This is a genomic window from Ruegeria sp. HKCCA4633 (assembly GCF_013034605.1).
GTDB lineage: Bacteria > Pseudomonadota > Alphaproteobacteria > Rhodobacterales > Rhodobacteraceae > Ruegeria.
Genome location: NZ_WQGJ01000003.1, coordinates 120,463 through 139,204, shown reverse-complemented (window position 1 = coordinate 139,204; position 18,742 = coordinate 120,463). Strand labels below are relative to the sequence as shown.

Sequence of the window (18,742 nt, the reverse complement as noted above, 5' to 3'; positions counted from 1 at the left end):
GCGCAAACCTGTTGCGCAGCTAAAGCAAAATGTGCTGGATACCCGACAAGAAAAAGTCCCAGAACTTTGATCGCAATCGAGGCACTTACATGCAGGATCATTCAACAACTTCGCCGGTTTTGGCTTCGGGTTTGATGATTGGCTCCATGGCGATCATTGGCGTGATCGACAATGTGGTGGTGCTGTTGGCCGAAACGGTTGGCTTGTGGCAGTTCCATCTGACCCGTGCCTTGCTGATGTTTCCATTGATTGTCGGTCTTTCTGTTGTGGGTTTGGGTCGGCTGCGCCCACGCCGTTGGAGATCCGTCATTTTACGTAGTGTTTTGATGACGGTCGCCATGCTGTGCTATTTTGCATCTTTGGCGATGATGCCCATTGCGCAAGCGTTGGCAGGATTGTTCACGTCGCCGATCTTCGTGCTGTTGATTTCATCTCTGGCGCTCAGGCAGACGATTGGCCCCTGGCGCATTCTGGCCGTTCTGATGGGATTCACCGGTATTTTGTTGGTGCTGCAGCCAAACCCGAGCGACTTTGATACGCGGACGCTGTTGCCGGTTGTGGCCGGTTTTTTCTATGCGTTGGGCTCGATCCTGACACGCACACATTGCTCGTCAGAAAGCACGGTGGCCATGTTGGCGGCCATGGTTATCACACTGGGTACAGCCGGAGCGATTGGCGCCATGGCTTTCACGCTTTCCCCTGTTGACACCCCTGACGGACCGGAAGGCTTTGTCACGCGGGGCTGGGTTTGGGCATTCGGACCTGCGATGCTTTGGATCGGTATCCAGGCCGTTGGTTCGACGGTCGCGGTCTTCATGTTGATCAAGGCGTATCAGGTGGGTGAGCCATCTTATGTGGCTGTCTTCGAGTATTCAGTCATGATCTTTGGCCCGCTTTTTGCTTTTGTAGCACTTGGGCAGTCCATCGGCGTCATGCAAGTTTCGGGCATTGCCTTGATCGCATTGGCGGGCGCATTGTTGGGATGGCGGGCTAAACGCTCTTCCTCCTTGCAAGAGATGGCCTAACGCTCACAAAGGGCCGAATGGCGAGGATTCGCCACAGCCCGCACGGGTCTTTCGTTTCAGAAATGGCAAAAAAGCTCGAATTTACGGAGTGAATGTTTACAAAAATACAAGGGGATGGGGCAAATATTGCTCAAATCAGGCGCAATTATGTCTGAAATAAGACAGCCTTCATTTTTTGGTGCTAGCTATTGGGCATAACCAATTTGTGCCAAAGGGGGTTCGGCACGTGTCTGAAGTTACGAGTATTTCTGTTTATCTAAATCAATCGCCCGAGTTTGAGCCAATCAATCCAAGTCACGCGATGAACGCGCGCCGTGGCGGATTTTTGCAGGGCACGAAGATTGCCACCACCAGTGGCTGGAAGCCAGTCGAACGGATCGCTGTAGGTGATCTGGTTCGAACACTCGACCACGGTTTCAAAGAGGTGCGCCGCATCTCGACCAGTACCGTGGTCATTCCAGCAGATGAGCGGCGCGCTGAATATCTGCCGATCTTTGTACCGGCCCGTGCTGCCTTTAACGGGCGACCAGTTTGGTTGATGCCTGAACAAGGTATGGCACTTAGCTTGTCCAAGATTGATGAAGGGGCCGAAGGAATTTCGGTGGTGCCCGCACGTGTTCTGAATGGGGCTGGGCGCATGATGTCTCAAGCTCCGGGATCATCTTTTGAAGTCAGTTCGCTGTTCTTTGACGAGGATCAGGTGATCTTTGTCGAAGGGGGCTTGCAAGCGTTTTGCCCTTCGGGTCGCTTTTCGATGCGGGGGACAGCCCAAGTGCAAGCATACAAGGTCGTGGACGAGACTGCCGCAGAAGACCTTGTCAATTCGATTGCTATCAAGGGCGACATGTCGGCCCTAGCAAACCCATTGGGTGCACTGCCTGCGCCCATTCCGCAGGACCCGATATTTCCGATCCGCCCGCCATCTGGGGTCAGACGGCCTGGTCGACCGGGGCGCCCGAACGCGCCGGTTCTGTTCCTGCGGCCCGAATGGCAGATCTAACCAAACACTGACAAGAACGATGCAGGCGCGTGGTTTCACGCGCCTGCATCATTGTTTCAAGCGGCTTTTGCTTCGGGATTGAAGCGGCCATAAAAGCTCTGACCTTTTTCGGCCATTTCACGCAGCAGCGGCGGGCAGGTGAAGCGCTCGCCGTAGGTTGCGGCCAGTTGATCGCACCGCTCGGCCGCATAGGGCGTGCCGATGATGTCCAGCCAGCTGAGCGGGCCACCGGACCAAGGCGCAAAACCCCAGCCCAGAATCGCGCCCACGTCACCTTCACGGATGTCTTCCAGAACGCCTTCTTCCAGCGCGCGCACCGCTTCTAGCACCTGCGCGAACATCAGGCGTTCCTGGACTTCGATCAGGTCAGGCTGCTCGGCGGCCAGCGGGTACTTGTCTTGCAGACCCTTCCAATATTCGACGCGCTTGCCCTTGTCGTCATAGTCAAAGAAACCCGCATTGGCCTTGCGACCCAGTCGGCCCTGTTCCTCCATCCAGAAGATCAGATCGTCCGAGGGGCTTTCGGGATAGGCATCGCCCATGGCCGCCTTGGTGGCGCGGGCAATCTTGGCACCCAGATCAATCGAAGTTTCATCGGTCAGCTGGATCGGGCCGACCGGGAAGCCAAGCTGACGCGCGGCGTTGTCGATCAGGATAGGGCTGACGCCCTCGGTGATCATGCGCGCACCTTCGTTGATATAGGGGATGATGCAGCGGTTGGCATAGAAGAAGCGCGCATCGTTGACCACGATCGGTGTCTTGCGGATCTGACGGACATAATCCAGCGCCTTCGCCACTGCGCGATCCCCGGTTTCCTTGCCCTTGATGATTTCGACCAGGAACATCTTCTCAACCGGCGAGAAGAAGTGGATGCCGATGAACTGTTCGGGCCGCACCGAGGCTTTCGCCAGATCCGTGATCGGCAGCGTCGAGGTGTTCGAGGCAAAGATGCAATCCTCGGGGATGATGGCCTCTACCTTCTTGGTCATCTCAGCTTTCACACCGGGGTCTTCGAACACGGCTTCGATAATCAGATCGCAGCCGTTCAGATGTTCCAGATCGGGGGTCGCGGTGATGCGGGCCAGCAGGGCTTCTTTCTTCTCAGCCGTGGCTTTACCACGCTTGATGCCCTTGTCCATATAGCTTTGGCTGTACGCCTTGCCCTTGTCGGCGGCTTCCTGATCACGGTCGATCAGAACAACCTCCATCCCGGCCTGGGCGGAAACCAGAGCGATACCGGCACCCATCATGCCCGCGCCCAGAACGCCGACCTTTTTAACGCGCTGATCTGGTACATCCTTGGGACGCACAGCGCCTTTCTCCAACGCTTCCTTGTTCAGGAACAGCGACCGGATCATGGCCGACGAAGACGGGTTCATCAGGACATTGGTGAACCACCGCGCCTCGATCTTCAGGGCGGTGTCGAAGTCAACCAATGCGCCTTCATAGATCGAGCTCAGCAGAGCTTTGGCCGCCGGGAACGCACCCTGCGTCTTGCCGTTCACCATCGCGCTTGCACCCACGAAGGTCATGAAGCCAGCAGGGTGGTAAGGTGCGCCGCCGGGCATCTTGTAGCCTTTCGCGTCCCAAGGCTTTACCAAATCGGCATCCTTGGCGTTCAGAACCCATTCCCTGGCTGCAGCAACCGGGTCATCTGAAACTGCGTCGATCAGCTGTGCACCCTTAGCCTTCTTCGGGTCCATCATCTTGCCTTCCAGCAGGACGGGAGCCGCCGCCATCGCACCAACCATGCGGCTATAGCGCATTGTCCCGCCGCCACCTGGGAAGATACCCAGCAGAATTTCGGGCAGACCGATCTTGGATTTCGGGTTGTCGGTCATCACGCGGTGATGGCAGGCAAGGGCGATCTCGGTCCCGATCCCGGCGCATGTGCCGTTGATTGCGCAGGCAATAGGCTTGCCGCCCTTCTTGGTCTTGGGGTCCATACCTGCCAATTCCAGCTTGCGCAGAATGTGGTGGCCACCCATGACGAAATCGAACAGCGCTTGCGCCGGTTCTTCACCCGCCTCCTGGCGAATGGTGGCCAGCGTATTCAGGTCCATGCCGCCTGCAAACGAGCCCTCTTTGCCCGAAGTGATGACGATCCCCTTGATCTCATCATCGTTCAGGGCCTGATCGATCAGCTGGCTGACCTCCTGAAACGCCTCGCGGGTCAGCACGTTCATGGATTTGCCCAGGGCGTCCCAGGTTACGAAGGCGACGCCGTCCGCGTCTTTGCTCAGAGTGAAATCAGTCATTGTCATCTCCAATCTGGTCAGCCGTCAGCGGGCTGCCGTCTTTCCGGGTGAAAGAGAATCCGTTCTCATCATCCTTCACCATCATGTCTAAGTCGCTGTAAAAACAGGTCTCGGTCGGGGTCCGAGTGCCCACCACCAGAAAGGTCGCAGGCGCATCGGTTTTGTTCACAAGGTGATGGCCGTTGGTTTCACCAGCGGGCCAGGCGGCGCAATCACCGGGCTGCATCTCATGCTCACCATCGTCGTCGATCAGCACGCATGTACCGCTGAGCATGATGGCAAACTCGTCCTGCTCCATGTGGTAATGACGCAGCGAGGACAGAGCTTGTGGCTCAAGCCGCACGATGTTGACCCCGAACTGGGTCAGCCCACCCGCATCTCCAACGCCCTTTTTGAAACGGCCTCCGACCGCCTCAGCCAGCTTGCCAGGATAGGACGAGCCACCCTTGAACGGGATCTGAGAGAGATCCAGCTTAGGCATCAGATCCGCTCGATAATCGTTGCTGCACCCATGCCGGACGCGATACAAAGCGTGGCCAGACCGGTTTCCTTGTCCTGACGCTCAAGCTCATCCAGCAGTGTGCCGATGATCATCGCGCCGGTTGCACCCAACGGGTGACCCATCGCGATCGAGCCGCCGTTCACGTTCACAAGGGCCGGATCGACGTCGAATGCCTGCTGGAACCGCAGCACGACCGAGGCAAATGCTTCGTTCACTTCGAACAGGTCCAGATCGCCGATCTTCATGCCATTGTCGGCCAGGATCTTTTCGGTCACCGGAACCGGGCCGGTCAGCATGATGGTCGGATCGGTGCCGATCTTGGCGGTTGCCTTGATACGGGCGCGCGGCTTGAGGCCGTATTTTTCACCGAACTCTTTGTTGCCGATCAGAACAGCCGCCGCGCCGTCCACGATGCCCGAACTGTTGCCCGCGTGGTGGATGTGGTTGATCCGTTCCAGATGCGGGTACTTGATCATCGCCACCTTGTCGAAGCCGGGCATCTGCTCGCCCATCATCTGGAAGGACGGGTTCAGCGCGCCGAGGCTCTGCATGTCAGTACCGGGGCGCATGTATTCGTCGCGATCGAGAATGGTCAGGCCGTTCTGGTCAGTCACCTTGATGACGGATTTCTCAAACCGGTTGTCTTCCCAGGCCTCTGCCGCACGCCGTTGCGATTCGACGGCCAGCGCGTCTGCGTCGTCGCGGCTAAAGCCATACTCAGTAGCGATAATATCCGCTGAAATACCCTGCGGAACGAAGTAGGTCTCCATTGCCAGCGAAGGATCAACTGCAATCGCCGCGCCGTCGCTGCCCATAGCCACACGGCCCATCATCTCAACACCGCCAGCGATATAAGCATCGCCAGCGCCGCCTTTGACTTGGTTTGCCGCCAGGTTCACGGCTTCCATGCCTGAGGCGCAGAAGCGGTTGATCGCCAGTCCTGGGATCGACTGATCCAGGTCCGAGGCCAGAACCGCCGAGCGGGCCAAACAGCCGCCTTGTTCCATCACTTGCGTGACGTTGCCCCAGATCACGTCCTCGACGGCGTGGCCTTCAAGGTTATTGCGTTCTTTCATCGCGTTCAGGGTCAGGGCGGAAAGGCGCACCGTGGTAACCTCGTGCAGGCTGCCATCCTTACGGCCCTTGCCGCGCGGGGTGCGCAAGGCGTCATAAATATAAGCTTCGGTCATGGGTCTTCTCCTTAAGCTCGATCCGACGGGTTGCCGGGCATCAGGTCATAGGGGTGTTTCCAGCCGGGCTGCTCGGATAACCGGATCAGCCAGGCGTCGATATGGGGCCAGTCGGCACGGTCAAAGCCGAATGGTTCGGGATAATAAAGGTAGCCGCAGCAGCTGAGATCGGCGTTCGTCACGCCGTCACCGACGATCCAGTCGCGACCGTCCAAATGGGCGTTCAAAACTTGGTAAGCTGTCTTCAGGCGCCCCTGGTTAAAAGCAATTACGTCCGGGTTCCGGTGCTGTTCGGGCAGGAAATTGATCAGGAACCGTGTCAGCCCGGCCATTGAACTGAGCTTGTGGTTGTCCCACAAAACCCAGCGCAGGATGTCGTAGTTCTCATCCCGATCCTTGCCACCGAATTTACCGGACTTCTCGGTCACGTAAGCCTGAATGGCGCCGGACTGGCTGGTCCGAAAAACACCGTCGATCAGGACAGGCGCTTCGCCCATCTCATTCACTTCGGCGCGAAACTCCGGGGTGCGCGTCGCACCGTTGAAAAAGTCGACAAAGACCGGTTCCCAGTCCAACCCGGACATTTCAAGAGCGAGTGCGGCCTTGTAGCTATTTCCGCTTTCTCCGAAGCAATGCAGCTTTATGGTCATTCAATCGCCCCTCCCGTGGCGTTTGTGGATAGGTCGGTAGTTCCGTATTTGAAACGAGAAGAAGGGCGGGTTTACACTTTTCTCGTAACGGTTTCTTAAGGTTAATGCGGTTTCGTCCTCTTGCGGTACAGGCTGCCGAGCCGATGACCGTACGAGGAGAAGCCCCGCCGTCCCGGCTGAGTGCCACCTAGTGAGATCAGTTCCCGGATGGCGGGGTGGACGCGCATCCATATCTTCCTCTTGTTCCAAATACGGCCGCCGGAGGCGGAGTGATCGGTTGGCTTGTGTGTGCCATAGACTTGGCGTTCCGACGTCACCGCTTGCGCGCTTCAAGTTCAGAGTTGAAAATCCGCAAGCGATGGGTCAGGTTTTCCTCATCAATCACGCTGTTGAAATTTTCGAACAGAAAAGACAGTGCTTCACCTTCGTCCAAACCGGCCTCACGCGCGAAGGCTTTGAGTTTGCGATATCCGTCTTCCGTCATGGCGACGGGAAAACGGCGGGTCAGGCGAAAGCGTTTTGGCATCTTTTCTCCTCCGGGTGCGGGCTTGGGCAGCTTTGCCTGAGCCAAGATTGAGATCAGAAATTCGCTGCGTCCAGTGCCATGACCGTGTCCGCGCCTGTCCGGATGCGCGCAAGGTGCATCGCCGTCGCAGGCAAGCGTCGAGCCATGTAGAAGCGGCCGGTGTTAATCTTGGTTTCGTAGAACTCTTTGTCCGACGCACCTCGGTCCAGCGCATCCTGTGCGGCTTTTGCCATTTGCGCCCACATCAGGCCCAGGCAGACATGACCGAACATGTGCATGAAGTCGTACGAACCAGACAGCGCGTTGTTCGGGTTCTTCATACCTTCCTGCATGAAGTACATGCCAGCGGCTTGCAGGTCCTTGGATGCAGCTTTCAGCGGTTCGATGAAGGCCTTGTCATATGCTTCGTCCTTGCCACCGTTTTCCTTGCAGAATGTTTTGACCATCTCAAAGAATGCCATGACGTGCTTGCCGCCATCCTGCGCTAGTTTGCGGCCGACAAGGTCAAGCGCCTGAACGCCATTCGCGCCTTCGTAGATCATCGCGATACGGGCGTCGCGGGTATATTGCGACATGCCCCATTCTTCAATGTAGCCATGGCCGCCATAGACCTGTTGAGCTTGTACGGTCATGTCATAGCCCTGATCCGTCAGGAAACCCTTGATGACCGGGGTCAGCAGCGAGATCAGACCATCCGCGTCCTTGTCACCCGCGCGGTGCGCTTTGTCGAGCATCGTCGCGCCCCACAGGATGAACGCCCGCGCCCCTTCGGTAAAGCTTTTCTGGTCCATCAGGTTACGGCGGATGTCAGGGTGTACGATCAACGGATCGGCAGGACCGTCCGGGTTCTTCACGCCGGTTACGTCGCGACCTTGCAGGCGGTCCTTGGCGTACTCCAGAGCATTCTGGTACGCGGCCTCGGCCTGTGCCAGACCTTGCATCCCCACACCAAGACGCGCTTCGTTCATCATGGTGAACATGGCGCGCATGCCTTTGTGTTCTTCGCCCAAAAGCCAACCGGTGGCCTCGTCATAGTTCATGACGCAGGTCGAGTTGCCGTGGATGCCCATTTTCTCTTCGATCTTGCCGACAGAGACGCCGTTACGCTCACCCGGTGTGCCGTCTTCGTTGACAATGAACTTTGGCACGATAAACAGCGACACGCCCTTGATGCCCTCGGGGCCGCCGGGAATCTTGGCCAGCACCAGATGGACGATGTTGTCGGCCATGTCATGGTCGCCGGACGAGATGAAAATCTTCTGCCCCGAGATCTTGTAGCTGCCATCGCCCTGTGGTTCGGCCTTGGTGCGCATCAGGCCCAGATCGGTGCCGCAATGCGGCTCGGTCAGGTTCATGGTGCCGGTCCATTCACAGCTGACCATGTTTGGCAGGTACTTGTTCTTCTGTTCGTCAGTCCCGTGCGCCAGGATGGCCGAGGCCGCGCCATGGGTCAGGCCCTGATACATGGTGAATGCCTGGTTGGAGCCTGAGAACATCTCGCCGACGGCGGTGCCAATTACATAAGGCATGTTCTGGCCGCCATATTCTTCCGGCATGTCGAGGCCAGTCCAGCCACCTTCCTTCATTTGCTCGAAGGCGTCTTTGAAACCGGTAGGAGTGTACACAATACCGTTTTCCAACCGGCACCCTTCTGTGTCACCCACGACATTCAGCGGATGCAGTACGTTGGTGGCAACCTTGCCAGCCTCTTCCAGAACCGCGCCGGTAAATTCGGCTTCCAATTCGTTATAGCCGGGCACATCCGACTGCGAGATTTTCAGAACGTCATGCAGGATGAACTGCGTGTCTTTGGTTGGCGCGTTGTAAACGGGCATGTGAAGCTCCCTTAATTCATATGTCCGGATGGCGGGTCGAGGTTATTCGGCCGCCTTCTTTTCCTGTTTCATCGAGGCGATAACCTTCTCGCCCCAGCGCAACTGCTCTTTCAGATCGTCGATGGCTTGCGTCAGTTCGCGGCGGCGTTCTTCCATGTCGGCCAGGCGTTCTAACGCGATTTCATAGGTGCGGGTCATCTGAGTGACCTGCTGGTCGCCCACATGGTACAGATCCAGAAGTTGGCGGATTTCTTCCAGGCTGAAGCCAAAGCGTTTGCCGCGTAGAATCAGTTTCAGCCGCGCCCGGTCACGCTTGGTGAACAGACGTTTTTGGCCTTCGCGGATCGGGAACAAAAGTTCCTTGGCCTCGTAAAACCGCAATGTGCGTGGTGTGACATCATAGGTCTCGCACATCTCGCTGATTGTCATCACATCTTCGGTCATTCGTCATACTCTCGTCACTGGCGTCATGAAACATGAGTTGCGCAGTTGCTTTGCGCTTTACAACACGTGAGTGACGTTTACGTAATTCAGACGCTGCGTCATTTCAAAGTTGACGTAACATCCGAACGCGTAAACGCTGATTGATGAAATTTTCTTTCCCTAAGGTCACGCGAAAACTCAGCCTTTTGCGTGTGTGAAAGTTGTTCTCACACGCATGAGGTGTGCTGAGCCGCGCTGACTTGGCGAAGCAGACTTAAGAATACGGGGGGTTATTCCAGAGACTTTGCCGTCTGATCGCGCAGACGCTTCAGCTCATCCATCGCTTCGTCCAGTTGCTGGCGCTGCTGTTCAAGCTCGCTCATCTGACGATCAGCCATTTCGACAAATGTGGCCATTTGCGCCGCGTTGCCCTGATCTTCATAGATCAACAGCCATTGGCGAATCTCTTCCAGTGGGAAGCCAAACTTACGGCCACGCATGATCAGCTTCATCCGGGCGCATTCCCGCGCACCGTAAAAGCGGGACCGACCTTCGCGGTCCGGCTGCAAAAGTTCGATGTATTCGTAATAGCGCAGGGTGCGCGGCGTTACGTCGAACTCGGCACACATCTCTTTGAATGACAAACGATTGTTGGACATTCCTGATCTCCTCGCCAGCAACCTAGGCGGTCCCGATCCCAAGCGCAACAGGTGGGCTTGCCCTTTGCCGATGCAGCGGCTCATAAAGGGGGCGCAGAGAACAGGACAGATAACGATGGTCGACAAGACAGTTTTAGCCCGCCAGTTTATCGAGGCGATCCCTCATGCGCGGGCTTTGAACCTGACGCTGACCCATATCGGCGAGGGTGAGGCAGAGATTACCCTGCCATACAACGAGGACCTGATCGGAGATCCGCGCACCGGCGTGATCCATGGTGGGGCGATCTCGACCATCTTGGATACATGCTGCGGCGCTGCTGTCATGAGCCACCCTTCCGCGCCCGGCGGGACAGCAACTATCGACCTCCGGATCGACTACATGCGAGCGGCAAAGCCAGGTCAGACCATTACCGCCAGCGCGACCTGCTATCACATCACGCGGAACGTTGCCTTTGTTCGGGCCACTGCAGTGGATAACGACAAGGACTTACCGGTGGCGACTGCGGCCGGCTCTTTCACGGTTGAGGGGAAGTAACATGGCAAGACCGCGTCCAGAACCCGTGCAGGTGGTCAAGCAAAGGCGTGATGCGGCATTGCGCGCGTTGGTTGATGGTGTTCCTTACATCCGTTTTCTCAACATCGGCTTCGACCGACGCGGTGATGAATTGACCGGTGTTCTGCACTTTGATGACAAGCTGATTGGCAATCCGTTTCTGCCTGCGATTCACGGCGGCGTGACAGCTGCGTTTCTCGAAGTGACAGCCGTCATCACGCTTAGCTGGGAACACATGTTCCCAAGCATAGAAAGCGGAGAGATAGACGCCGAAGCCATCGTGACGGACAAGAGCATTCGCTTTCCCAAGACAATCGACTTTACCGTTGACTACCTACGCTCAGGCTTGCCACGCGATGCCTATGCGCGGGCCTTTATCAGCCGATCCGGTCGGCGCTATGCCTCGGTCCGGGTTGAAGCCTGGCAGGACAACCATGCAAAACTTTTTGCGCAGGCGTCCGGGCATTTCCTGATGCCTCAACCTCCCAGAGATAAGGGCTGACCATGCAGGACGCCTCGGCGCCCATCACGCATAGGCGGGTGCTGAAGATCGCAGTCCCGATTGTTCTGTCGAACGCAACCGTGCCCATTCTTGGCGCGGTCGATACGGGCGTTGTGGGGCAAATGGGGCAGGCCGCACCGATCGGTGCCGTGGGTGTGGGTGCGGTCATTCTGGCCTCGATCTATTGGATATTCGGTTTTCTACGCATGGGCACGACCGGTTTGGCTGCCCAAGCGCGCGGGGCAGGTGACGTAGTGGAAACCCGTGCTTTGCTGATCCGGGGCTTGATGTTGGGTGCAGCGGCCGGTGTGTTCTTTGTTCTTGCGCAAGCAGCGGTCTTTGCCGGGGCATTTGCCCTGTCACCTGCCAGCCCCGAAGTTGAGGCATTGACGCGCGCCTATCTCGAGATTCGTATTTGGGGTGCTCCGGCCACCATTGCTTTGTATGCCGTGACCGGATGGCTGATCGCGGTTGAACGGACGCGTGGCGTTTTCGTTCTGCAAATTTGGATGAACGGGCTGAATATCGTTCTGGACCTGTGGTTTGTTCTGGGGCTGGGATGGGGCGTGGAGGGCGTCGCTGTGGCCACCCTGATCGCAGAGTGGACTGGTTTGGCGCTGGGCCTTTGGCTGTGTCGGGATGGATTCGAAGGTAAAATCTGGCGCGACCGGGCCAGGATTTTCGATGCTGCGCGCCTACGCCGAATGATGCAGGTCAACGGTGACATCATGATCCGATCGGTCCTTTTGACGGGCTCGTTTACGACCTTCCTTTTCGTGGGCGCGGATCTGGGCGACGTGAACCTGGCCGCCAATCAGGTTCTTCTGCAATTCCTTGAGATCACAGCCTTCGCCCTGGACGGGTTCGCCTTTTCGGCCGAGGCTTTGGTCGGTGGCGCAGTCGGTGCGCGGGATCGGCACCAGCTGCGACGCGCCAGTATCATGGCATCGCAATGGGGGCTTGGTGGAGCCATATTACTGGGGGCTGTGTTCTTCCTGGCTGGCCCGTCCCTGATTGATCTGATGTCAACCTCGCCCGAGGTGCGTTTGGCCAGCCGTGACTACTTGTTTTGGGCGGCGTTAGCGCCAGTTGTCGGTGTGGCCAGTTGGATGTTTGATGGCATCTACATTGGTGCCACTTGGACCCGCGCCATGCGCAACGCAATGATTCAATCCGTAGCGATCTATGTGGTCGCTCTGTTCGTTCTGGTACCGAGCTTTGGCAATCACGGCCTTTGGGCCGCACTGATGGTTCTGAACATCGCGCGGGGTGCGACGATGGGCTGGCGCTATCCCAAGCTGGAAGCGCAAGTGGCCTAAAGCAAAGCCAACAGGTTCTCCGGCGGACGCCCGATGGCAGCTTTGTCAGCGGCAATGGCCAGAGGCCGTTCGATCAGAATGGGGTTCTCGGCCATGGCGCGGATCAGCTCGTCATCCGATGCGGTTTTTGCCAGCCCCAATTCCTTGAACCGCTTTTCGCCGGTACGCACCATGTCAATTACAGGCAGTCCCAGTGCTTTCTGAGCGGCCCGCAACGCATCGGCCGAGGGCACATCTTCAAGGTATTTTCGCAATGTGATCTGCGCACCCTTTTCTTCCAAAAGCGCCAGTCCGGCGCGGGATTTGGAACAGCGGGGGTTATGCCAGTATTCGATCACAGCCAGTCCTCTCGTTTGCTGCCCACGGCCTGGGCAACGCTGTCATAGCCATCACGCGCCAGCAATTGATCTAGCCCATGCGCGATATCAGCAGCAAGTGAGATCCCACCGTAAACCATGGCGGTATAGAACTGTACAGCAGACGCCCCGGCGCAGATCTTGGCGTAAGCCTGTTCTGCGTTGCTGATGCCGCCGACGCCGATCAGCGGGATTTCTCCACCGGTCAACTGGCTCAGCTTTGCCAGCACGCGGGTGGATTTTTCGAACAAAGGCGCGCCAGACAATCCTCCGGCTTCACCTTTATGCGCGCTACGCAACCCGTCACGCGACAGGGTGGTGTTGGTGGCGATCACCGCATCCACGCGGGTTTCGCGAGCAACCTCAGCAATGTCCTGCAACTCAGGCTCGGTCAGATCAGGCGCAATTTTCAGAAAGATCGGAAGCGGGCGGGGCAGTGCATCGCGTATTTCGATCACACCATTCAACAGCGCGGTCAGCGCGGCCTTGCCCTGCAAATCGCGCAGTTTTTCCGTGTTCGGTGACGATACGTTTACGGTGGCGAAATCCAGATGTGCCGCGCAATGTGCCAGAACTTTCGCAAAATCACCTGCTCGGTCTTCGCTGTCTTTATTGGCCCCAAGGTTCAGGCCGATCACAGCGTCTTTGGGGCGCTCTGCCAGCCGTTTGGCCATCACCTCCATGCCTTCGTTGTTGAAACCAAAGCGGTTGATGGCTGCCTTGTCCTCGGTCAGACGAAACAGGCGTGGTTTGGGGTTTCCTAGCTGCGGACGGGGCGTGACTGCGCCCACCTCGATAAAGCCAAACCCGGCGCGCGACAGAGGTGCGAGGACCTCACCGTTCTTGTCGAAACCAGCGGCCAGGCCGACCGGATTTGGCAGATCCACACCCGCCAAGTTGGTTTTCAGGCGCGGTGTTGTCACAGGCCCCGGCGCGGGCGTTAGACCGGATTTCAGCGCCTTGATCGACATGCCATGAGCAGCTTCGGGGTCCATGCGGTGCAGAGCGTTCAGCCCCAGTTTTTCAATCAGTTTCATCCGAAGGCCTTTCCGCTTTCCCCTGATCCGCACCGGATCAGGCGCGAGGTTTCGACCGCAGCCTGACGATGGATCACCGCCGCCCGGTACACCGGGTCTGTCACCATTTCAAGGAACGCGTGTGCTGTCGGATAGCGTGCGATAAAGACGGCATCCCATGTTTCATCCGACGGCCCAATGAGAGTTGTTTCAAACACCCCACGCCACAAAATGCTTGCCCCGATACGTGCAACAATCGGCCCAGTTTCAGCGCCGTATTTCTGATAGGCTTGTGCCCCGGTCAGCCCCGCGCCCGCCAATTCATGCGCAGCAGGATACTGCGCTGTGGCCCGGAATTTCACCAGATTGAGCATTTCAATTGGCTGGTTCCGGTCCAGAGCCTTAAATGCCTCGAACTGATCCCGTTCCGGGTCGATAAAGGACGTCATTCCATATCCTTGGGGAACTGGTGAACAGCACCGTCAAACGGCAGGAGGCGTGACCAGACAACGTCGCTAAGCCGGATCTGGCGATAGAGATGCGGGAACAGGGCACCGCCGCGCGATACTTCCCATTTCAGATCTTCGCCCATGGCGTCGGCATTACAGGCCAGTAACGTCAGATCATCCACACCTGCGAAGTGTTTCGCCGCCGTCTCAGCAGCTTGTTCAGCCGTTGAAAAATGGACAAAGCCATCGGTGACATCAATTGGCGCGCCATCTGTCGCGCCCTTGTCTTGCAAGGCGGCCCATTCATCGGCCCGGAAAATTTTGTAAATCAGCATATCGATCTGATGCCCCGCGCAGCGCTTGGAATCAAGCTGGATTTCCTCTTTGACTCTTGGGCGTCATAGGCGCACGATCTCTGAAAATATAAACAGGGAGATTCAGTATGTTGACCCGATTTCTGGCGTCTACAGCAATTCTTGGCCTGACTGCCGGCGTGGCAGCGGCCGAATACAAGCTAACCATTCTGCACACCAACGACATTCATAGCCGCATCGAGTCGATAAACAAATACGACTCGACCTGCGATGCTGAGGATGAAGCAGAAGGTAAGTGTTTTGGCGGGGTTGCGCGCCTCAAGACGATCGTTGATTCCCGCCGTGATGCGCTGGCGGATCAGAATGTTCTGCTGCTGGACGCCGGGGACCCGTTCCAGGGATCGCTGTTCTACACCACCTACAAAGGTTCAGCAGAAGCCGAATTTATGGAAGCGATCGGCTATGACGTCATGGCCGTGGGCAACCACGAATTTGACGACGGCCCGGAAGGGTTGGCGTCGTTTATTGAAACGGTCAGCTTTCCGGTGATTTCAGGCAATCTGGACCTGTCATCGTCGGCCGAGCTGAAGGGCAAGGTTGAAAACCATGTGGTGCTTGATGTCGGCGGACAGAAAGTGGGCATCATCTCGGCGTTGGCTACGGATACGGTCGAAACGTCAAGCCCCGGCAAAGATGTCGTGTTTCAGGACGAGATCGAAAGCCTGAAAGCGGATGTGGCCGCTTTGCAGGATGAAGGCGTCAATATCATCATCGCGTTGAACCATGTGGGACTGGCCAAGGATCTGGAAATTGCAGAACAGGTGCCGGGGCTTGACATTGTGGTCGGTGGCCATTCGCACACGCTTTTGTCAAATACACAGGAAGGCGCCGCCGGGGCATACCCGACGATGGTCGGCGATGTGCCGGTTGTTCAGGCGTATGCCTATTCCAAATACCTGGGCGAAATCACACTGACCTTTGATGACGATGGCAATCTGATCGCCGCAGAAGGAGAGCCCATACTGCTGGACGCCTCAGTCACACCTGACGAAGGCATCGCGGCCCGCGTGGCCGAAATGGGCGCGCCAATTGAAGAGATGAAGCAACGCGTTGTTGCAAGCTCGGCCGCCGCGATTCAGGGCGACAGGTCGGTCTGTCGGGTACAGGAATGCGAAATGGGCAACCTTGTGGCCGACGCGATGCTGGCCCGTGTCGCCGATCAGGGTGCGCAGATTGCGATCGCCAATTCAGGTGGCCTGCGCGCTTCGATCGATGAGGGCGACGTGACCATGGGTGAAGTTCTGACGGTGCTGCCGTTCCAGAACACGTTGTCCACTTTTGAGATCACCGGTCAAACCGTCATTGATGCGCTGGAGAATGGTGTTAGCCAAGTTGAAGAAGTAAAAGGCCGCTTCCCGCAAGTCGCGGGCCTGAGCTACACTTGGGACCCAAGCATGGCCCCGAACGAAGGCCGCATCAGTGAGGTCATGGTGGCCGAAGGTGATGGGTTTGTTCCGATTGACCCGAACAAGACCTACCTCGTTGTGACCAATAACTATGTGCGCAACGGCGGCGACGGGTACTCGATGTTCGAAGGCGACGACAAGAATGCCTATGATTTCGGCCCCGATCTGGCCGATGTCACAGCTGAATATCTGGCGGAAAACGCGCCGTATCAGCCTTATCTGGATGGGCGTATCAAGCAGAAGTAAATCTACCGTCTGAAACAAAAAAGCCGCATCCAGGTGATGCGGCTTTTTTTGTTTCGCTGCGTGTCAGCTGAAATCGTATTCCGGCCAGAGTTTCGGGTCAAAGCCGTCCAGCATTGCCGTTATGTGATCGGCCACTTCGCGCCAGCCGCCAATTGACTTGGTCGAGATCTTGCTTCGCACTTGATCCACACTGGCCGTGCGAACCTGTTTTGTGTTTTTCTCGGGGTGTACCATCGACTCGTGCCAATCTACTCCGCAAAATTCAGCCACGCGCTGGCTGTGGGTTTTGGGATCTGCCACCAACTCTTCGTAGGGCAAAGTTAGGATCTGACCTTCGAACACCGTGTCCCAGTGCGCTATATAGCGGCGATAGAGATTGGCGGAATGTGCAATGGCGTCCAGACTTGAGGCGTAGTTCATGCCGCCTGCGGGAAAACGTCTGATCCATTTCGACAAACCGACGTCTCTGGGATCGCGCAGCATGTTGACAATCTTGGCGTTGGGGAAGGCGGCCAGAATAAACCCAACGCGCTGGTAATTGTGCGGCAGCTTATCGACAAACCCAATCGAGTTTTCCGGTATGTTCGGCATGTTTTCCCGATACGAGCGCGCGATGTCTTTTGCGGCTTCCGCGTCAAACACCTTGTCGGTTGCGTGGAAATTGTTTGTCAGTTCCGGGATCAACATCAACTCACCGCACCCGGCGATGTCGGGGGCCGAACTCAGCATCATTTCCATCAGGGTCGTGCCGGATCGCGGCTGTCCAATCACAAAAATCGGCAGCGGCGCTTCGGACTGGATACCTTCAAAGGATGATGTTCCTTCGGGGAACAGCTCGATGATTTTGTGCAGCTTTTCTTCTTCTGCTGCAAAGTCATAAGGCACCGCGTCGTGTTGTACGGCATTTGCTTTTGCAAACTGGGGCAAAGCCGCGGCGATACCGTCGGTTTTTTGGACAAGATGCGCCTTGGCAAATTCTAGCTCTTGCAGGGGTTCATCTTTTTCAGCCGCCGCAGCCTCGACCGCAGACATCAATTGCGGCACGTTCTCTTTTGACGCCATTGTGGCCGCTTGCAGCAGAGCATTTGCGTGATGGGGTTGAGTGTTCAGGATGTCGTTTAAGATACTGAACGCCATTTCCTTGTCGCCAGAATGATGCAGATTGAGCGACTTTTGGAAAGCGACCATGATGTTTTCCGGTGCCAAGTCATAAGCGCGTTCTATGTCACGCGTGCTTTCCTCGACAAAGCCCATCTGAAGATAAGCCCGCGCCCTTTTTGCAAGAAGTTCCGGGTTGTCAGGGTCCGAAGCAAGGCTATGCGTTGTGAACTCTACAATCGAACGCCAGTTTCGGCCTTCGCGCTGAATCTCGTCAATGACCCGGCGAAGCTCTTTGTTGTTGGGAAACTGTTCAACCTTTTGTTCGGCATATGTCAGTGCGCGCGTGATTTGCCCCGTTTGCATCAGGGCATTTGCCAGGTTTTCGGCAAATTGCGGATCATCGGGTTTCTTGCGCGAGGCTTCCAAAAAGTGGGGTATGGATTTCTTATACTGCTTCAGCTCTGTCAGAACAAAACCGGCGATTGCATGAAAATCCGAGTCCTTGGGGAATTTCTTGACCCCAAACTGGGCTTTCTTCAAGGCCTGTTGCAGTTTGCCTGTTTCCAAAAGGGAAATTGCTTTGCTCTTGAGGGTTTGAGCGGTTTGGTTTTTCATGTGACCCGAAAGATCCTGCGCCTGTATCAAGAATATATCGATGGTTCATTACCTATGTGCGGACGGTTTGCAATAACTCTTCCCAATGACGCCATGGCACAGCTGTTTTCTGCCCGGCCTGCAAATGCCTTACCGGCTGTTCCAAATTACAATGTTTGTCCGACAAATCAGGTACATGTGGTGCGCAATGGCGAGACCGGTCGTCATTTAGATGCGCTGCGTTGGGGGTTTTTGCCACATTGGTACAAATCCGAAACAGCCGGACCATTGTTGATCAACGCCCGGTCAGAGACTTTGGCTGACAAACCAGCCTTTCGCGACGCTTGCCGATCGCGCCGTTGTTTGATCGTGGCTACGGGGTTCTATGAATGGACCAAGACCGAACAGGGAACCCGCTTGCCGTGGTACATCCATCGCAAGGATGGGGCACCGATTGCCTTTGCTGGGGTTTGGCAGGACTGGGGCCCTCAGGAAAGCCGACAGGGCACCTGTGCGATCGTGACGACAGGTGCAAATGAAGGCCTCAAGGGCATACACCATCGGATGCCCTTGATCCTTGAGCCTGAAGATTGGCCATTATGGCTGGGCGAGGCGGGAAAAGGGGCCGCGCGATTGATGCAGCCGGGGGCCGAGGATGTGCTGACCTTTCACCGCGTCGACCCGGCAGTGAATTCGAACCGGGCCAGCGGACCTGAACTGAATGAACCTTTTGGCGGGTGAGGGCGCGTGGCCTTTCC

General features: G+C 56.8%; 20 protein-coding genes. 7 read left to right on the top strand and 13 right to left on the bottom strand.

The window, feature by feature from the left end:
* The first annotated feature begins 29 nt into the window (after positions 1-29).
* Complete coding sequence (locus GOV85_RS10055; RefSeq protein WP_253282781.1) at positions 30-1,025, top strand: DMT family transporter; 996 nt, start codon at positions 30-32, stop codon at positions 1,023-1,025.
* Between the two features lie 226 nt (positions 1,026-1,251).
* Positions 1,252-2,025 (top strand): Hint domain-containing protein, encoded by a 774-nt coding sequence (locus GOV85_RS10050; protein ID WP_348540071.1) that lies wholly within the window; start codon positions 1,252-1,254, stop codon positions 2,023-2,025.
* Between the two features lie 56 nt (positions 2,026-2,081).
* Here GOV85_RS10050 and GOV85_RS10045 read toward each other — a convergent pair whose 3' ends face one another.
* From GOV85_RS10045 to GOV85_RS10010, 8 genes are all read right to left on the bottom strand, one after another.
* On the bottom strand, positions 2,082-4,283 hold the full coding sequence (locus tag GOV85_RS10045) for a 3-hydroxyacyl-CoA dehydrogenase NAD-binding domain-containing protein (protein ID WP_171177566.1): 2,202 nt from the start codon (positions 4,281-4,283) through the stop codon (positions 2,082-2,084).
* Entirely contained in the window at positions 4,276-4,764 is a 489-nt protein-coding gene (locus tag GOV85_RS10040) for a cupin domain-containing protein (RefSeq protein ID WP_171177563.1), read from the bottom strand. The genes GOV85_RS10045 and GOV85_RS10040 overlap by 8 nt, the downstream gene beginning before the upstream one ends.
* A complete protein-coding gene (locus GOV85_RS10035) occupies positions 4,764-5,975 on the bottom strand; it encodes an acetyl-CoA C-acetyltransferase (RefSeq protein WP_171177562.1) in 1,212 nt (403 codons plus the stop codon). The genes GOV85_RS10040 and GOV85_RS10035 overlap by 1 nt, the downstream gene beginning before the upstream one ends.
* 11 nt (positions 5,976-5,986) lie before the next feature.
* Positions 5,987-6,625 carry a glutathione S-transferase family protein gene (locus GOV85_RS10030; RefSeq protein ID WP_171177559.1) on the bottom strand — a complete coding sequence of 213 codons (639 nt, stop codon included), beginning with the start codon at positions 6,623-6,625 and terminating at the stop codon, positions 5,987-5,989.
* 313 nt (positions 6,626-6,938) lie between these two features.
* Complete coding sequence (locus tag GOV85_RS10025; protein WP_171091078.1) at positions 6,939-7,151, bottom strand: hypothetical protein; 213 nt, start codon at positions 7,149-7,151, stop codon at positions 6,939-6,941.
* 53 nt (positions 7,152-7,204) lie between these two features.
* Positions 7,205-8,986 carry an acyl-CoA dehydrogenase C-terminal domain-containing protein gene (locus tag GOV85_RS10020; RefSeq protein ID WP_171177557.1) on the bottom strand — a complete coding sequence of 594 codons (1,782 nt, stop codon included), beginning with the start codon at positions 8,984-8,986 and terminating at the stop codon, positions 7,205-7,207.
* A 42-nt stretch (positions 8,987-9,028) separates the two neighbouring features.
* Positions 9,029-9,430: a MerR family DNA-binding transcriptional regulator gene (locus GOV85_RS10015; protein ID WP_171177555.1), complete on the bottom strand. Its 402-nt coding sequence runs from the start codon at positions 9,428-9,430 to the stop codon at positions 9,029-9,031.
* A gap of 269 nt (positions 9,431-9,699) precedes the next feature.
* Entirely contained in the window at positions 9,700-10,068 is a 369-nt protein-coding gene (locus GOV85_RS10010; RefSeq protein WP_171177553.1) for a MerR family DNA-binding transcriptional regulator, read from the bottom strand.
* Positions 10,069-10,183: 115 nt separating this feature from the next.
* Between GOV85_RS10010 and GOV85_RS10005 the strand changes: the two genes are divergently transcribed.
* The 3 genes from GOV85_RS10005 to GOV85_RS09995 are packed head-to-tail and all read left to right on the top strand — an operon-like array spanning position 10,184 to position 12,442.
* Positions 10,184-10,603 (top strand): PaaI family thioesterase, encoded by a 420-nt coding sequence (locus tag GOV85_RS10005; RefSeq protein ID WP_171177551.1) that lies wholly within the window; start codon positions 10,184-10,186, stop codon positions 10,601-10,603.
* A 1-nt stretch (position 10,604) separates the two neighbouring features.
* Positions 10,605-11,123, top strand: coding sequence for a PaaI family thioesterase (locus GOV85_RS10000; RefSeq protein WP_171177549.1), 519 nt, complete (start codon positions 10,605-10,607; stop codon positions 11,121-11,123).
* Between the two features lie 2 nt (positions 11,124-11,125).
* Positions 11,126-12,442, top strand: a complete 1,317-nt coding sequence (locus tag GOV85_RS09995) for an MATE family efflux transporter (RefSeq protein ID WP_171177547.1) — start codon at positions 11,126-11,128, stop codon at positions 12,440-12,442.
* On the opposite strand, the gene arsC is transcribed toward GOV85_RS09995, so the two are convergent.
* From arsC to GOV85_RS09975, 4 genes are read right to left on the bottom strand one after another with little or no spacing between them, the layout of a single operon-like run.
* Positions 12,439-12,780, bottom strand: a complete 342-nt coding sequence (gene arsC / locus GOV85_RS09990) for an arsenate reductase (glutaredoxin) (protein ID WP_171177544.1) — start codon at positions 12,778-12,780, stop codon at positions 12,439-12,441. The two genes, GOV85_RS09995 and arsC, sit on opposite strands and share 4 nt — an antisense overlap.
* On the bottom strand, positions 12,777-13,835 hold the full coding sequence (locus tag GOV85_RS09985; protein WP_171177541.1) for a quinone-dependent dihydroorotate dehydrogenase: 1,059 nt from the start codon (positions 13,833-13,835) through the stop codon (positions 12,777-12,779). Before GOV85_RS09985 ends, arsC begins: the two co-directional genes overlap by 4 nt.
* Positions 13,832-14,263 (bottom strand): DUF1330 domain-containing protein, encoded by a 432-nt coding sequence (locus GOV85_RS09980; RefSeq protein WP_171177539.1) that lies wholly within the window; start codon positions 14,261-14,263, stop codon positions 13,832-13,834. The genes GOV85_RS09985 and GOV85_RS09980 overlap by 4 nt, the downstream gene beginning before the upstream one ends.
* On the bottom strand, positions 14,260-14,598 hold the full coding sequence (locus GOV85_RS09975) for a DUF952 domain-containing protein (RefSeq protein WP_171177537.1): 339 nt from the start codon (positions 14,596-14,598) through the stop codon (positions 14,260-14,262). The genes GOV85_RS09980 and GOV85_RS09975 overlap by 4 nt, the downstream gene beginning before the upstream one ends.
* A 107-nt stretch (positions 14,599-14,705) precedes the next feature.
* Here GOV85_RS09975 and GOV85_RS09970 point away from each other — a divergent pair, with 107 nt between their 5' ends.
* A complete protein-coding gene (locus GOV85_RS09970; protein ID WP_171177535.1) occupies positions 14,706-16,289 on the top strand; it encodes a bifunctional UDP-sugar hydrolase/5'-nucleotidase in 1,584 nt (527 codons plus the stop codon).
* A 63-nt stretch (positions 16,290-16,352) separates the two neighbouring features.
* Here GOV85_RS09970 and GOV85_RS09965 read toward each other — a convergent pair whose 3' ends face one another.
* Positions 16,353-18,005, bottom strand: coding sequence for a tetratricopeptide repeat-containing sulfotransferase family protein (locus tag GOV85_RS09965; RefSeq protein WP_171177533.1), 1,653 nt, complete (start codon positions 18,003-18,005; stop codon positions 16,353-16,355).
* A gap of 54 nt (positions 18,006-18,059) precedes the next feature.
* Between GOV85_RS09965 and GOV85_RS09960 the strand changes: the two genes are divergently transcribed.
* The gene (locus GOV85_RS09960) at positions 18,060-18,725 is read left to right on the top strand and encodes an SOS response-associated peptidase (RefSeq protein ID WP_171178081.1); all 666 of its coding nucleotides are present in this window, start codon (positions 18,060-18,062) and stop codon (positions 18,723-18,725) included.
* Positions 18,726-18,742 lie beyond the last annotated feature (17 nt).

Bases quoted from the DNA above. Each gene is read 5' to 3' on its own strand.
- GOV85_RS10055 (WP_253282781.1), top strand. From the start codon at position 30: ATGTGCTGGATACCCGACAAGAAAAAGTCCCAGAACTTTGATCGCAAT.
- GOV85_RS10045 (WP_171177566.1), bottom strand. From the start codon at position 4,283: ATGACTGATTTCACTCTGAGCAAAGACGCGGACGGCGTCGCCTTCGTA.
- GOV85_RS10040 (WP_171177563.1), bottom strand. From the start codon at position 4,764: ATGCCTAAGCTGGATCTCTCTCAGATCCCGTTCAAGGGTGGCTCGTCC.
- GOV85_RS10035 (WP_171177562.1), bottom strand. From the start codon at position 5,975: ATGACCGAAGCTTATATTTATGACGCCTTGCGCACCCCGCGCGGCAAG.
- GOV85_RS10030 (WP_171177559.1), bottom strand. From the start codon at position 6,625: ATGACCATAAAGCTGCATTGCTTCGGAGAAAGCGGAAATAGCTACAAG.
- GOV85_RS10025 (WP_171091078.1), bottom strand. From the start codon at position 7,151: ATGCCAAAACGCTTTCGCCTGACCCGCCGTTTTCCCGTCGCCATGACG.
- GOV85_RS10020 (WP_171177557.1), bottom strand. From the start codon at position 8,986: ATGCCCGTTTACAACGCGCCAACCAAAGACACGCAGTTCATCCTGCAT.
- GOV85_RS10015 (WP_171177555.1), bottom strand. From the start codon at position 9,430: ATGACCGAAGATGTGATGACAATCAGCGAGATGTGCGAGACCTATGAT.
- GOV85_RS10010 (WP_171177553.1), bottom strand. From the start codon at position 10,068: ATGTCCAACAATCGTTTGTCATTCAAAGAGATGTGTGCCGAGTTCGAC.
- GOV85_RS10005 (WP_171177551.1), top strand. From the start codon at position 10,184: ATGGTCGACAAGACAGTTTTAGCCCGCCAGTTTATCGAGGCGATCCCT.
- GOV85_RS10000 (WP_171177549.1), top strand. From the start codon at position 10,605: ATGGCAAGACCGCGTCCAGAACCCGTGCAGGTGGTCAAGCAAAGGCGT.
- GOV85_RS09995 (WP_171177547.1), top strand. From the start codon at position 11,126: ATGCAGGACGCCTCGGCGCCCATCACGCATAGGCGGGTGCTGAAGATC.
- GOV85_RS09985 (WP_171177541.1), bottom strand. From the start codon at position 13,835: ATGAAACTGATTGAAAAACTGGGGCTGAACGCTCTGCACCGCATGGAC.
- GOV85_RS09980 (WP_171177539.1), bottom strand. From the start codon at position 14,263: ATGACGTCCTTTATCGACCCGGAACGGGATCAGTTCGAGGCATTTAAG.
- GOV85_RS09975 (WP_171177537.1), bottom strand. From the start codon at position 14,598: ATGCTGATTTACAAAATTTTCCGGGCCGATGAATGGGCCGCCTTGCAA.
- GOV85_RS09970 (WP_171177535.1), top strand. From the start codon at position 14,706: ATGTTGACCCGATTTCTGGCGTCTACAGCAATTCTTGGCCTGACTGCC.
- GOV85_RS09965 (WP_171177533.1), bottom strand. From the start codon at position 18,005: ATGAAAAACCAAACCGCTCAAACCCTCAAGAGCAAAGCAATTTCCCTT.
- GOV85_RS09960 (WP_171178081.1), top strand. From the start codon at position 18,060: ATGTGCGGACGGTTTGCAATAACTCTTCCCAATGACGCCATGGCACAG.